At 39.6% G+C, this 12,524-nt stretch carries 15 protein-coding genes; 9 read left to right on the plus strand and 6 right to left on the minus strand.

Annotated elements, in window-relative coordinates; genetic code table 11:
• Positions 1–189 precede the first annotated feature (189 nt).
• Positions 190–2,376, plus strand: coding sequence for a TonB-dependent receptor (locus IA57_RS06500; protein WP_036120859.1), 2,187 nt, complete (start codon positions 190–192; stop codon positions 2,374–2,376).
• An 88-nt stretch (positions 2,377–2,464) separates the two neighbouring features.
• On the opposite strand, the gene IA57_RS06505 is transcribed toward IA57_RS06500, so the two are convergent.
• Positions 2,465–2,914 (minus strand): hypothetical protein, encoded by a 450-nt coding sequence (locus IA57_RS06505; protein WP_036120863.1) that lies wholly within the window; start codon positions 2,912–2,914, stop codon positions 2,465–2,467.
• A 224-nt stretch (positions 2,915–3,138) separates the two neighbouring features.
• Here IA57_RS06505 and greA point away from each other — a divergent pair, with 224 nt between their 5' ends.
• A complete protein-coding gene (gene greA, locus IA57_RS06510) occupies positions 3,139–3,612 on the plus strand; it encodes a transcription elongation factor GreA (protein ID WP_036121388.1) in 474 nt (157 codons plus the stop codon).
• A 98-nt stretch (positions 3,613–3,710) separates the two neighbouring features.
• Positions 3,711–4,103: an HIT family protein gene (locus IA57_RS06515; protein ID WP_036120866.1), complete on the plus strand. Its 393-nt coding sequence runs from the start codon at positions 3,711–3,713 to the stop codon at positions 4,101–4,103.
• Here the strand turns inward: IA57_RS06515 and IA57_RS06520 are convergent.
• On the minus strand, positions 4,075–4,422 hold the full coding sequence (locus IA57_RS06520; RefSeq protein ID WP_036120869.1) for a hypothetical protein: 348 nt from the start codon (positions 4,420–4,422) through the stop codon (positions 4,075–4,077). The genes IA57_RS06515 and IA57_RS06520 overlap by 29 nt on opposite strands.
• An 11-nt stretch (positions 4,423–4,433) precedes the next feature.
• Positions 4,434–5,633, minus strand: a complete 1,200-nt coding sequence (locus IA57_RS06525) for a sensor histidine kinase (RefSeq protein ID WP_036120871.1) — start codon at positions 5,631–5,633, stop codon at positions 4,434–4,436.
• Between the two features lie 119 nt (positions 5,634–5,752).
• On the opposite strand from IA57_RS06525, the gene IA57_RS06530 reads away from it, so the two are divergent.
• From IA57_RS06530 to IA57_RS06550, 5 genes are all read left to right on the plus strand, one after another.
• Entirely contained in the window at positions 5,753–6,622 is an 870-nt protein-coding gene (locus tag IA57_RS06530; protein ID WP_036120874.1) for a flavin reductase family protein, read from the plus strand.
• A 19-nt stretch (positions 6,623–6,641) separates the two neighbouring features.
• On the plus strand, positions 6,642–7,019 hold the full coding sequence (locus IA57_RS06535) for a DUF3127 domain-containing protein (protein ID WP_036120876.1): 378 nt from the start codon (positions 6,642–6,644) through the stop codon (positions 7,017–7,019).
• A gap of 65 nt (positions 7,020–7,084) precedes the next feature.
• A complete protein-coding gene (locus tag IA57_RS06540) occupies positions 7,085–8,461 on the plus strand; it encodes a short-chain fatty acid transporter (protein WP_036120878.1) in 1,377 nt (458 codons plus the stop codon).
• Positions 8,458–9,081 (plus strand): leucyl/phenylalanyl-tRNA--protein transferase, encoded by a 624-nt coding sequence (gene aat, locus IA57_RS06545; protein WP_036120880.1) that lies wholly within the window; start codon positions 8,458–8,460, stop codon positions 9,079–9,081. The genes IA57_RS06540 and aat overlap by 4 nt, the downstream gene beginning before the upstream one ends.
• A 77-nt stretch (positions 9,082–9,158) precedes the next feature.
• On the plus strand, positions 9,159–9,710 hold the full coding sequence (locus IA57_RS06550) for a DUF4256 domain-containing protein (protein WP_036120882.1): 552 nt from the start codon (positions 9,159–9,161) through the stop codon (positions 9,708–9,710).
• Positions 9,711–9,774: 64 nt separating this feature from the next.
• Here IA57_RS06550 and IA57_RS06555 read toward each other — a convergent pair whose 3' ends face one another.
• Positions 9,775–10,350: a DNA-3-methyladenine glycosylase I gene (locus IA57_RS06555; RefSeq protein ID WP_036120884.1), complete on the minus strand. Its 576-nt coding sequence runs from the start codon at positions 10,348–10,350 to the stop codon at positions 9,775–9,777.
• A 108-nt stretch (positions 10,351–10,458) separates the two neighbouring features.
• Here IA57_RS06555 and IA57_RS06560 point away from each other — a divergent pair, with 108 nt between their 5' ends.
• A complete protein-coding gene (locus IA57_RS06560) occupies positions 10,459–11,070 on the plus strand; it encodes a thioredoxin family protein (RefSeq protein ID WP_308418504.1) in 612 nt (203 codons plus the stop codon).
• Here IA57_RS06560 and IA57_RS06565 read toward each other — a convergent pair.
• On the minus strand, positions 11,054–11,779 hold the full coding sequence (locus tag IA57_RS06565) for an energy transducer TonB family protein (RefSeq protein WP_229730262.1): 726 nt from the start codon (positions 11,777–11,779) through the stop codon (positions 11,054–11,056). The genes IA57_RS06560 and IA57_RS06565 overlap by 17 nt on opposite strands.
• Before the next feature lie 42 nt (positions 11,780–11,821).
• A complete protein-coding gene (truB, locus tag IA57_RS06570) occupies positions 11,822–12,523 on the minus strand; it encodes a tRNA pseudouridine(55) synthase TruB (protein WP_036120889.1) in 702 nt (233 codons plus the stop codon).
• Between the last annotated feature and the right edge of the window lies 1 nt (position 12,524).

The following is a 12,524-nucleotide window of genomic DNA, read 5'->3' on the forward strand; positions in this document are numbered from 1 at the left end:
AATCGACCATCGAAAAAATCTGAAAGGCTGAGATCATACCCAATGAACCTAGAACAGGTAATGCTGTTTAGGGACAGTGAATGTTCATATTTCTGTATCCGGATCAGAGTTTTGGACATTCCCATTTTTAATCAAAATACTAACAAAGAATAATGACCTCTTTTTATTCGACAAAATTTATTTTATCGAATGAAAAATGTATGCGCATTTTTAGCACTGTTTTTATTATCTCTAGGTGCTTTTTCACAAGAAAAACAGCAGGATTCTACCAAAATAGAAACCTTAGACGAGGTTTTGGTAAAGGCCGTAAGGGTAGAGGCAACATCGCCAATAACACATTCCAATGTCACTAAAGAAGACTTAGAAAAGCGCAATTTAGGCCAGGACATTCCTGTGCTTTTAAATTATTTGCCTTCTGTAGTTACCACTACCGATGCCGGTGCCGGTGTGGGCTATACCAACATTCGTGTGCGTGGTGTAAGCTCGCAGTCGACCAATGTAACCATTAACGGAATTCCGTATAACGATGCCGAGTCGTTAGGGACGTTTTGGGTGAATTTAGGCGATATGGCTTCGTCTGTAGAAAGCTTACAGCTACAACGTGGTGTGGGAACATCGACCAATGGTTCGGGAGCTTTTGGGGCAAGTGTTAATGTGCTTACCGATGCCGTTTCTAATGATGCTTATGGCGAAATTTCAAACACATTTGGAAGTTATAACACTAGAAAACACACGCTAAAGTTTAGCACAGGAAAACTTAACGATCGCATTGAAATTGCCGGGCGTTTGTCGCAAATTAAATCGGATGGGTATATCGATAGGGCGTCTTCAGACATCAAATCGTACTATCTGCAGGCCGCTTATGTAGACGATAAAACCTTATTAAAGGCCATTACGTTTTCAGGAAAAGAAGTGACCTACCAGTCTTGGAATGGCTTGGAGGACTTAGATAAACTTGAAAACGATAGAACGTACAATACGGCTGGAGAATATACCGATGCAGACGGCAACATCAGGTTCTACGATAACGAAGTAGACAATTACCAACAAGATCATTACCAATTGCATTGGAACCAAAAACTAACCAGTAACTGGTCGACAAACTTAGCCCTGAATTATACCAAAGGGCACGGTTATTTTGAGCAGTACAAAGAAGACGAAGATTTTTCAGATTACGGTTTTGAGGAATTAACCGTAGACGGCACATTGGTAAATACCACCGATTTAATAAGAAGACGTTGGTTGGATAACGATTTTTATGTGGTGAATGCTAATGCCACTTATAAGGATAACGATAAACTTAACGTTATTTTTGGAGGGTCTTACAGCCATTACAAAGGCGATCATTTTGGTGAAGTTATTTGGGCAAGGTATGCCACCAATAGCGAAATTAGAGACCGTTATTACGATGGGGTTGGTAAAAAACAAGACTTAAGTGGTTTTGCTAAGGCGACCTTCCGTTTTAATGATAATTGGAGCTTATTTGGAGATTTACAATTGCGACATGTGGCTTATGAAACCACGGGGATTTCATCGGATTTAGTACCATTTAATGTTGATAAAAATTACACTTTCTTCAATCCAAAAGCAGGGGTAACCTTCGAATTAAACAACAAGAACAACCTGTATTTCTCGTATGCGAGAGCTAACAGAGAGCCTAACCGCGACGATTTTAAAGGCAACCCAGATATTAAGCCAGAAAAACTAAACGATTTTGAATTGGGTTGGAGACATAATAATGACAACTTCAGAATTTATGCGAATGGCTATTTTATGCTGTATAATGACCAATTAGTGCTAACGGGTGAGTTAGACGACGTAGGAAGTCCGCAACGCGATAACAGTGGTGAAAGCTACCGATTAGGTCTGGAGATTGATGCAGCCATAAAAATAAACAACATACTTTCTCTGCATCCTAACGTTACCTTAAGCTCGAATAAAAATAAGGACATGCTAGCAGCTGTAGATGGTGAGTTGAAAAACTTGGGAACCACCAATATTTCATTTTCTCCAGAAGTGGTTGCAGGAAATGCCATTGTAGTAAAGCCTATTAAAAATTTACACATGGCATTGTTAAGCAAGTTTGTAGGCGAGCAGTATATGGGCAACACCAATTCTGAACGCTCAAAACTGGATAGCTATTTTGTAAATGACTTTAACATTGTTTACGAGTTGCAGATGAACAAGATTTTTAAGTCGATAGTCTTTAAAGGTGTGGCCAATAACATTTTGAATAAAGAATACATTTCTAACGGATATTACTATACTTATGATGATACTTGGACCGACCCTAACCAAGTAACTACCATAGAAGGCGCAGGGTATTACCCACAAGCTACAGCCAACTTTTTGTTGGGCGCTACTCTAAAATTTTAAACGTTATGTTTCTCTAAGTTCTATTCGTACGAACTTAACCTTAAAGCCCAAGCAGCAATGTTTGGGCTTTTATTGTTTTTGGGCAGGCTTAATTGTTATAAACCCTAATAATATTCCCACTCACTTCTACAAAATAAGGGCGTAGCCCGTAAGGTCCTGTTGTGCCTTCTTGTCCTTGCCCGGTTAGCACGTCGTAGGCATTGCCATCGTCGCACAAACACGACACAATAATGCCTTCTAGGTTAAGCTTAGAGCAGGTTTGTAAGGCGTGGTTGGGGTCGCTCAACTCAAAAGCGGTAAAGCCGCTACCAGTATTCATAACCACAATACCATTAATGCCATAGGCAGCATTGTTTATGGCCACGGGATTGTTAGGAAAGTTAAGCGCGTTAAACTGTGGTAGGTTGGTGTTTATTAATGTGCCGGTATCAAACGCTACATTAGGGAGGTATTGGTTGTTGTTGTGGTCGTCATCATTCTTATTGCAAGAAGCCATTAAAAATAAAGCGAGTAAACTAAAGTATAAGGGGTGTTTCATGGGTGTAAAATTTCAAGTTGCTATTTGTGCCTGTGGCAGTTACCACCTAAAAAGGGGTGTTAAAAGGTTTTAAAAAGATGAAATACGGGGCGTAATTTACAAAAAAAGACGACTGACATAAATATTTTGTATATTTGTGTTACAATCTCGTGAAAACGGGATTTTTGTATTTTATTGCCCAAAGGGTCTATAATAAAAACAGGTTTAATTTAAACGATGAAGTTATGAGTAAAGTATCTTATTACACTGCCGAAGGATTAAAAAAGCTAAGGGCCGAGTTAAATCATTTAAAAGATATTGAACGTCCCAAAGCTTCACAAGCCATTGCAGAAGCCAGAGATAAGGGAGACTTGAGTGAAAATGCCGAGTACGATGCTGCCAAAGAAGCGCAAGGACTGCTAGAGATGAAAATCTCCAAAATGGAAGAAACCTTGTCTAATGCCAGGTTGATAGACGAGTCGCAATTAGATACCTCTAAAGTGCTGGTACTTTCTAAGGTGAAAATTAAAAATCAAGCCAATGGTATGGAAATGAATTATACCCTAGTGGCCGAAAGTGAAGCCGATTTGGCCTCAGGGAAAATATCGGTAAATTCGCCTATAGGAAAAGGGCTCTTAGGAAAATCGGTTGGCGATGTCGCAGAGATACAAGTGCCCAATGGAAAAATAAACTTCGAGATTTTAGAAATTTCGAGATAACTTGCCCAAAAATTAAAACAGAAAAAAGATTCCTGCTTGATGTATTTAGGCAGGAATTTTCTTTTTATCTTTAACTGTATTTTTATAGCATTGTAAACATGGCATCAATCTTCACAAAAATTATTAATGGCGAACTACCATCATACAAAATAGCCGAAACCGACGAGTTCTTTGCGTTTCTGGATATTAATCCAAACGCCAAGGGGCATACGTTGTGTATTCCTAAAAAGGAAGTGGATAAAATTTTCGATTTAGATGAGGAGACCTACATGGGTTTAATGGCTTTTTCAAGACAGGTGGCCAAGGCTATAGAGCAAGTTATTCCATGCGAGCGTGTGGGCATGTCTGTTATTGGGTTAGAAGTGCCTCATGTTCATGTGCATTTAATTCCTTTACGCCATATGGAAGACGCCAGATTTACCACTAAAGATACCCTTACACCAGAAGAATTTAAAGCAGTAGCTACGGCCATACAAGCAGCGTTGCAATAATTGCAGCTGCAACCAATACAGAACCGGCAATAAGCCACCAAGCCGCTTTTTTTAATTTTATAGAAGTTTTTTTAGGTTTAAAAGCACGTTGGTGGTAATTAAACACGCGGTCTATGTCGTCGGTCCATCGGGCAGGGTAAATAACGGTATGGCATACACGGCATTCAATTTCCTGTGCAGTCTCGTTGGTAATAGATTTGTACCATTTGGTTTCAATAAACTTTTGCTTAAATGTTAAGTGTAGCCCATTGTTGTTGTAACACTCTGGGCAATTGTTGTTTAGCACAGCTTCTTTAACTGTAAAAAAATGTTCTTCCATAATTTAAGCCTTTAAATCAACTTTAACGTAATTTGCATGGTGGTGCCTTTTCCAAGTTCAGAATGAAGCACTTTTATCTTGCCTTTATGAAACTCTTCAACAATACGCTTGGTTAACGATAACCCTAAGCCCCAACCTCGTTTTTTTGTTGTAAAACCAGGTTCAAAAATAGTATTAAATTGGTTTTTTGAAAGCCCTTTTCCGGTATCGCTAACACGAATTTTTACAAGGTCTTCAGACTGAACGATTTCTATGGTGAGTTTGCCCTTGCCTTTCATGGCATCAATGGCATTTTTTACCAAGTTTTCTATCGCCCAACTATATAATTGTTGGTTTAAATTTACATAAATTTCGTTATTTGGCGCAATAAGTTCAAAATCAATTAATTTAGATGATCTGGCTTTCAGGTAATCGTAAGAGGTAATGGTTTCTGAAACAATATCGGCTTTTGCCAAGGTAGGTAACGATCCAATTTTGCTAAACCGCTCGGTAATGGTTTGCAGACGGCTAATGTCCTTTTCAATCTCTTCAATGTATTGTGGGTTAACGTTTTCAGTCTTTAAAATTTCTGCCCACCCAATTAAAGACGACAAGGGCGTACCTATTTGGTGCGCGGTTTCTTTGGCCATTCCAGACCAAAGCTTGTTTTGTGTGGCGTTTTTAGTGCTTCGGTAAAAGAAATACACTACGGCTCCAAACAGCACAATAATTAAAATTAAGGCTAAAGGGTAGTACTTTAGTTTGTTTAACAATGGGGAGTTTCCGTAGTAAAGCGTTTGGCTTTCGTACCCGATGTTAATGGGGCTGTTTTCTTTACTAAATTGGGTAATGAGTGTTTTAGCATGGGTTTCTACATAAACCGAATCTTCGTGGGCTAGGGAAGTTTCGTCATGGTTGCTTTCCTTAATGTTGCTAAACGTTACAATGCTCGAATCTGCATTAATTACAATCATGGGAGTTGTGGTGTTGCTGCCCAAGATTTTTAAAATAAGGTCAAGGTTGGCAGAACTTAAATTATCGTCTAAAGAAAAACTTTCAATAATTTTTAGGTATTCGTTTTGAGCAAAGGACCAATTTTCCATTTTACTGCGCTCCTCGGCTTTAAATTTTTGAAAGAACATATAAGTGTTCCATAAAATAGAGGAGATAATAATAAAGGAGGCCAAAACAATCCCCCATCTTGTAATGTTGCGGTACTTGGCAAAAAGCATGTTGAGAATTTTATGTTGAAAGATAATAGAATTCTGTTAATAATATTGTGTTCCAACAGGCCAAATCATTTTTAGTTCAGTCATGGAATAGTTACATTTGCTAAAATTAGTTTTACTAAATGACGTCATTCGAACCAAAAGAACTCTCAACAGGAAAACTGCACGGATACCTGCTTAGTGCTGTAGCACCTAGGCCTATAGCGTTTGCAAGCACCATAGATGCAAATGGAGCGCCTAATTTATCGCCGTTTAGTTTTTTTAATGTTTTTAGTGCCAATCCGCCAATTTTAATCTTTTCGCCCGCAAGGCGTGTAAGAGATAATACCACAAAACATACTCTGGAAAATGTTGAAATTACCAAAGAGGTAGTTATTAATGTGGTTAATTACGATCTGGTTCACCAAATGTCGTTAAGCAGTACCGAGTATCCTACTGGGGTAAACGAATTTGAAAAGGCAGGATTAACCATGTTGCCGTCCGATTTGGTTAAGCCTTTTCGTGTGGCCGAATCGCCCATTCAATTAGAATGCAGAGTTAACAACGTTGTAAAACTAGGAACCGAAGGTGGCGCAGGCAACCTAGTGATTTGCGAAGTGGTAAAATTGCATATCGATAACGATGTTTTAAATGAAGACAACATCATCGATCAAGAAAAACTGGATTTGGTAGCCAGAGCAGGAGGCAGCTATTACAGCAGGGCAAGAAATGGCTTTTTCGAGATTCCAAAACCCTTAACCACACTAGGAATTGGGGTTGATAGTTTTCCTGAAGAAATAAAAAATAGCATGGTGTTAACAGGAAACGATTTGGGTATGCTGGGCAATGTAGAACAGTTGCCAACCCAAGAGGCCATAAAAACGTTTATAGCCGAAATTAGTGAGCGCTACCCCAACATAGTAGACGCCTCAACCAGAGAAAAACATAAATTAGCCCACAATTATTTAAGCTTTGGAGACATACAAAGCGCGTGGAAAATATTATTATCATAAATAACAGATTTTTAGACAGATGGAAGTACAAGGAAGAATTAAACTTATTGGAGACACACAAACATTTGGAAACAACGGTTTTAGAAAACGCGAAGTTGTTGTTACTACAGAGGAGCAATACCCGCAACACTTAATGATCGAGTTTGTTCAAGATAAAACCGATTTATTGAATAACTACCAAGTAGGACAACAGGTAAAAGTAAGCATTAACCTAAGAGGGCGTGAGTGGGTAAATCCACAGGGCGAAACAAAATATTTTAATTCCATTCAAGGATGGCGAATAGAAACCTTGCAACAGGAACAAGCAGACCAGAACATGCCGCCAATACCTCCCGCCGATGCTTTTGAGCCTGCTAACAATTTAAATGAAGAAGATCACGACGATCTTCCGTTTTAATAACCCACGGGAAACCATTACATTTAGGCCTATTAAAGTTTACTTTTTTAGGCCTTTTTTTATTTATGAAGCTTACAAAATTTATAGAAACCACGTTTAAAAAATACCTGCCATCGCCCTTTACGATTGCGGTTTTGTTAACGTTGCTAACCATAGCGCTGGCCTTGGTATTAACAACTCCAGAGCCCAATACCCCACATGTTTTGCAAATTTTGTCGTATTGGGAGGCTGGTGTGTGGAACAATAATTTATTGGTGTTTGCCTACCAAATGATGCTTATTTTGGTATTGGGGCACGTGCTTGTACTAAGCAAGCCAATAAGTAAATTAATTTCGGGCATTACGGGTTATGCCCAGAGCACCCAGAAAGCTGTTGTACTAGTGAGTGTAACAACCATGTTGGTCGCTTTCTTTAATTGGGGATTGGGGCTTATTTTTGGTGCCATTTTAGCACGGAAAGTGGGGGAACATGCCCAAAACAATAACATTCCTTTAAATTATCCGTTGGTTGGTGCGGCGGGCTATGTCGGGCTTATGGTTTGGCATGGCGGGATAAGCGGCTCTGCCTTGATAAAGGTGTCGGAGACCAACCACATAAAAACGTTTATGGGAAACATTGCTTCCCCCGAAAGGCTATCTCAATTGCCAGTAAGCATTAACTTTAACCAGACAGTTTTTAGCGGAGCCAACTTGTTGTTGTTTGCCATTTTACTTTTTGCCGTTCCCTTGGTGCTTTCTCGAGTGGCCAAAAAAACAGCACCTACTCCCTTAAAATTAGATTCCTATAAAAATGCTTCTGCCCAACGTCAAAATTTAAAAGGTGCCGAACGGCTCGACTATTCCAAGGGCTTGTCGCTGGGCTTTGGAGCAATTATTTTAATCGCCTTTTTTTATCAGTATTCAAATGCCTTAAAGGCTTTTCAAATTACGCCCAATATGCTTAATTTTTTTATGTTAGGTTTGGGAATTTTACTCCATGGGTCGTTTAGTAGTTTTTTAAATGCTTTGCAAGAAGCCATTAAGGGCGCTTCGGGAATATTAATTCAGTTTCCTCTGTATTTTGGAATCATGGGGATTATGGAGCAAACGGGAATGGTCATCATGATTTCCGATTTTTTTGTGTCTATCGCCAACAAAACAACCTTGCCTATTTTTACCTTTTTTAGTGCAGGATTGGTAAATATTTTTGTGCCTAGCGGCGGCGGCCAATGGGCTGTACAAGGTCCCATAGTTATCGAATCGGCATTAAAATTGGGGGTGCCTTTGCCCAAAGCCATTATGGCCTTGGCCTATGGCGATCAAATAACCAACATGTTACAGCCTTTTTGGGCGTTGCCATTATTGGGAATAACAAAATTAAAAGCTAAGGAAATTTTGCCGTACACACTTATTATGATGGGTGTGGGAATGGTTGTTTTTATTGGCGGATTAATCCTGCTATGAGAGTGCTTACCAACGAAATAACATTTCCAGAGGTTACCCAGGCCACCCCAGAAGGGTTATTGGCTGTTGGGGGCGATTTATCTGTAGAGCGGTTGGTGTTGGCTTATAAAAGTGGCATATTCCCTTGGTTTGAAAGTGATCAGCCTATTTTGTGGTGGAGCCCAGATCCTAGATTTGTCTTGTTTCCAGAGAAATTAAAGGTTTCTAAAAGTATGCGGCAAATACTTAGAAAAGCTGCTTTTAAAGTTACCGTAAACCAAGCGTTTTCCCAAGTTATTGAAAACTGTGCTGCTATAAAACGCGATGGGCAACAAGATACCTGGATCACCCAAGAGATGATATTGGCCTACACAAAACTACACGAATTGGGTTACGCAAAATCGGTAGAGGTGTGGTTGGATAACCAATTGGTTGGAGGGTTGTATGGCATAGATTTAGGAAACGGGGTGTTTTGTGGCGAGAGCATGTTTACCAAGACAAGCAATGCCAGTAAAATAGGCTTTATAACGTTTGTACAAAATACCAATTACAGGCTCATCGATTGCCAAGTTTATACCAAGCACTTAGCCAGTTTAGGCGCTGAAGAAATTTCTAGAGAGGCTTTTTTGGGGCTTTTGTAAAGAAGTTTTGTTGTCAGATGATAATAAAATAATACCTTAGATGACGGCTAATTAACTTAGAGAACTCTTTTTAACATATGAAATTATCATCCGCCCAAAGTCAAGCGCTGCTTCAAATCTTAAACAATCGGTTTGAAAAACACATGCATCGTCATCAAGGTTTGAAGTGGGAAAAGATACAAACAAAATTAGAGGCTAACCCAGAAAAATTATGGTCGCTCCACCAAATGGAACAAACAGGTGGCGAACCAGATGTGGTGACTTACGATAAAAAAACAGACATTTATGTATTTTGCGATTGCTCTAAAGAAAGTCCAAACGGAAGAAGAAGCCTTTGTTACGATGCAGTAGCCTTGGAGTCTAGAAAAAAATTCAAGCCGAAAAATAATGCCATGGATGTGGCTACGGCAATGGGAATCGAGCTTTTAAGCGTTGACCAATATCAAGATTTACAAAAGTTGGAAGCTATCGATTTAAAAACATCCAGTTGGGTAAAAACCCCCGAAGATGTTAGAGCGCTTGGAGGAGCCCTTTTTGGCGATAACCGCTTTGGTAAAGTTTTTATCTATCACAATGGTGCAGAATCGTACTATGCGGCCAGAGGGTTTAGAGGGGTTTTATTTGTTTAATTCAGAATAAGAAAGGAAAAGAAAAGCAAGTAGCTTATTCAAAGTATATTGTAGCTTTCACGACTCACGACTCACGACTCACGACATGATACCTAAAGCACCCAACTTCGTGGTCGTTTACCATGCCCGTGGCCTGCATGTGGGCATAGATTACGGTAGAACCTACAAATTTAAAACCACGTTTTTTAAGATCTTTACTTAGGGAATCACTCAGAGCAGTTGTTGCTGGAGCATCTTTATAATGCTTCCAACTATTGGTTATGGGCTTACCGTCAACAAACGCCCAAATGTATTTTGAAAACGAACCAAACTCTTCTTGCACCTTCATAAAAGCTTGTGCATTGGTAACCGTAGCACGTACCTTTAACTTGTTTCTTATAATGCCTGCATCTTCAAGTAGTGCACTTATTTTATCATCTTTATAGTTTGCAATTTTTTTATAATCGAAACCGTCTAGGGCTTTTCTAAAGTTTTCGCGTTTTTTTAAAATGGTAATCCAACTTAGACCCGCTTGAAAAGTCTCTAAGATTAAAAATTCAAAAAGTGTGGCATCGTCATAAACAGGAACACCCCATTCGTTATCGTGGTAGGCTTCGTATAGAGGGTCGCCAATACACCAGCCACATCTGTGTTTTTCCATGGTTTTTAAGCGTGTAAGTTTCTTCAATAAAGATAGACATACTTTATGACATAAATCATAAAAAATACAACCAACAACCTCTAATTTTGAGCAGTATATTAATTTAAAATGATGAAAGAAATTATAGAGAATAGCCTGGAGACCAGCATGTCGTACAATGAGTACATAACTTTGGTTGATTATTTGGTTTTGAACAATAAAACAACTGGTGCTGAATCGACAGAGGACTTAGTAAACTATACCGCCCTAAACCAAAAGCGCATGTCGCGTTGGGATAAACGTTTAACCTTAACCGAAAGTCAAAAAGAACAGCTTAAAGCGTTTGATAAACCCATGATTTGGTTGGCCATTACAGAGAGTTGGTGTGGCGATGCTGCCCATGTTATGCCTGTAATCAATAAAGTGGCAGAGCAAAGCGAAAACATTAATTTAAGGGTGGTGTTACGCGACGAGCATCCAGAATTAATGGATTTGTTTTTAACCAATGGTGCACGGGCTGTTCCTAAACTAATTATGTTGGATGCCGATACCAAGAAGGTGATTAACACCTTTGGGCCACGACCTAGTGCTGCCACCCAAATGGTTAGCGATTATAAGGCAGCCCATGGGCAAATAACGCCAGAGTTTAAAGAGGATTTACAGCTATGGTATAATAAAGATAAGGGAAAAACGGCAGCAAGCGATTTATTAAAGCTCTTGCCTGTTAGCGTTTCCCTTTAAAATAGAAAGTAATAGCTCCTAATTGGGTGTTTTTTGATGCGTCGGGGCTAAACCGCGCATCCTTGGCATATTCTAAAGCGTGTTGTTCTAGGCAATCGTTATTGGTGCTAGTAGCGCCATTAACATACGCTTTGGTTACCAGTCCCTTGGCATTAACGGTAATGTTAATAATAATTTTACCGCCATCCTCGCATAGGTAAACGGGGGTAGGCAAAAACACATGGGTTCTGTCTTTTAAGGAGTAATGCATGGAGCTATTTTTGTTTACCGATTGCTCTCCCATACTGCCGCTGCGGTGTTTTTTTAACACATCGCTTACGTTGTTATACGAAGATAATACATCGTCGTCAATACCAGATGCTCCTTGGCGTTTTGTTTCAGGTGGGTTGGTGGTTGGCGAGGTCGACTCTGAAGGCTTGTACTCGTAGTCTTTAGGTGGGGCTATAGGTTGGTATGCCTCGGCAAAACGTTTGTATTCCTGGGTTTCGTTAAAAGCTTTGTTGGTTTCAGAGGTGTTGTTGTCGAGGGCTTTTGTAAGGTCCTCCAACGCTTCTTCTTCTTCTAAAAACTCCTCGGGGCTTATGTCGTAGTAGCTTTCGGCCATACGCTCGGTTTGTTTCTTTATATGAAATCCAAATAAAGAAAGTACGATTGTGCCAGAAACCAGACAGGTTAGCAGCAAAGATTTTTGTTTGTTGTTTAAATCCATAGCGCCCTTAAAGCGGGGTGTTTACGACCTAATATACGGAATTTATGAGGATTTGGTTGTTAAAAGTTCCTCAAACTGTATTGGCGTCATGGCGTCTTCAACCGAAAAAGCACCAATTCTCGTGCGTCTTAATACCGAAAGATGTGCGCCAGAATTTAAAGCTTTACCAAAGTCGTGTGCCAATGAACGGATGTAGGTACCCTTGCTACAAACCACTCTAAAATTAACGGTAAGGCCTTCAATTTTTGTGATTTCAAATTCAGAAATATGAATGGTTCTAGGTTTAATGGTTACGGCTTTTCCTTCGCGAGCAAATTCATACAAGCGCTTTCCGTCTTTTTTTATGGCTGAAAATACGGGTGGAAATTGCTCAATATCTCCAATAAATTGTGAAACGGCTTCGTGGATTAAGGGAGCGGTAATGTGATCTGTAGGAAACTCTTGGTCAACCTCGGTTTCTAAATCGTAAGAAGGGGTGGTGCTGCCCAAAACAAATGTACCGGTATATTCTTTTTCTTGCCCCTGATAGGTGTTTATCTGCTTGGTCATCTTGCCTGTGCAAATCACCAAAAGGCCTGTGGCTAGGGGGTCTAACGTGCCCGCATGCCCAACTTTTATTTTCTTTATGTTGTGGGTTTTTCTAATAACCCAACGCAATTTGTTTACCACCTGAAAGGAGCTCCATTCCAGGGGTTTGTCAATAAGTAAAACCTGTCCGGTTTTAAAATCTTCAGCAGTTTTCATA

The sequence above is a fragment of the Mangrovimonas yunxiaonensis genome, from assembly GCF_000733475.1.
In the GTDB taxonomy this organism is placed as follows: Bacteria; Bacteroidota; Bacteroidia; order Flavobacteriales; family Flavobacteriaceae; genus Mangrovimonas; species Mangrovimonas yunxiaonensis.

Coding starts and splice junctions, on each gene's coding strand:
- IA57_RS06555 (WP_036120884.1), bottom strand. CDS start 10,350: ATGGAAAAACACAGATGTGGCTGGTGTATTGGCGACCCTCTATACGAA.
- IA57_RS06500 (WP_036120859.1), top strand. CDS start 190: ATGAAAAATGTATGCGCATTTTTAGCACTGTTTTTATTATCTCTAGGT.
- IA57_RS06525 (WP_036120871.1), bottom strand. CDS start 5,633: ATGCTTTTTGCCAAGTACCGCAACATTACAAGATGGGGGATTGTTTTG.
- aat (WP_036120880.1), top strand. CDS start 8,458: ATGAGAGTGCTTACCAACGAAATAACATTTCCAGAGGTTACCCAGGCC.
- IA57_RS06540 (WP_036120878.1), top strand. CDS start 7,085: ATGAAGCTTACAAAATTTATAGAAACCACGTTTAAAAAATACCTGCCA.
- IA57_RS06565 (WP_229730262.1), bottom strand. CDS start 11,779: ATGGATTTAAACAACAAACAAAAATCTTTGCTGCTAACCTGTCTGGTT.
- IA57_RS06550 (WP_036120882.1), top strand. CDS start 9,159: ATGAAATTATCATCCGCCCAAAGTCAAGCGCTGCTTCAAATCTTAAAC.
- greA (WP_036121388.1), top strand. CDS start 3,139: ATGAGTAAAGTATCTTATTACACTGCCGAAGGATTAAAAAAGCTAAGG.
- IA57_RS06535 (WP_036120876.1), top strand. CDS start 6,642: ATGGAAGTACAAGGAAGAATTAAACTTATTGGAGACACACAAACATTT.
- IA57_RS06520 (WP_036120869.1), bottom strand. CDS start 4,422: ATGGAAGAACATTTTTTTACAGTTAAAGAAGCTGTGCTAAACAACAAT.
- IA57_RS06505 (WP_036120863.1), bottom strand. CDS start 2,914: ATGAAACACCCCTTATACTTTAGTTTACTCGCTTTATTTTTAATGGCT.
- IA57_RS06515 (WP_036120866.1), top strand. CDS start 3,711: ATGGCATCAATCTTCACAAAAATTATTAATGGCGAACTACCATCATAC.
- truB (WP_036120889.1), bottom strand. CDS start 12,523: ATGAAAACTGCTGAAGATTTTAAAACCGGACAGGTTTTACTTATTGAC.
- IA57_RS06560 (WP_308418504.1), top strand. CDS start 10,459: ATGATGAAAGAAATTATAGAGAATAGCCTGGAGACCAGCATGTCGTAC.
- IA57_RS06530 (WP_036120874.1), top strand. CDS start 5,753: ATGACGTCATTCGAACCAAAAGAACTCTCAACAGGAAAACTGCACGGA.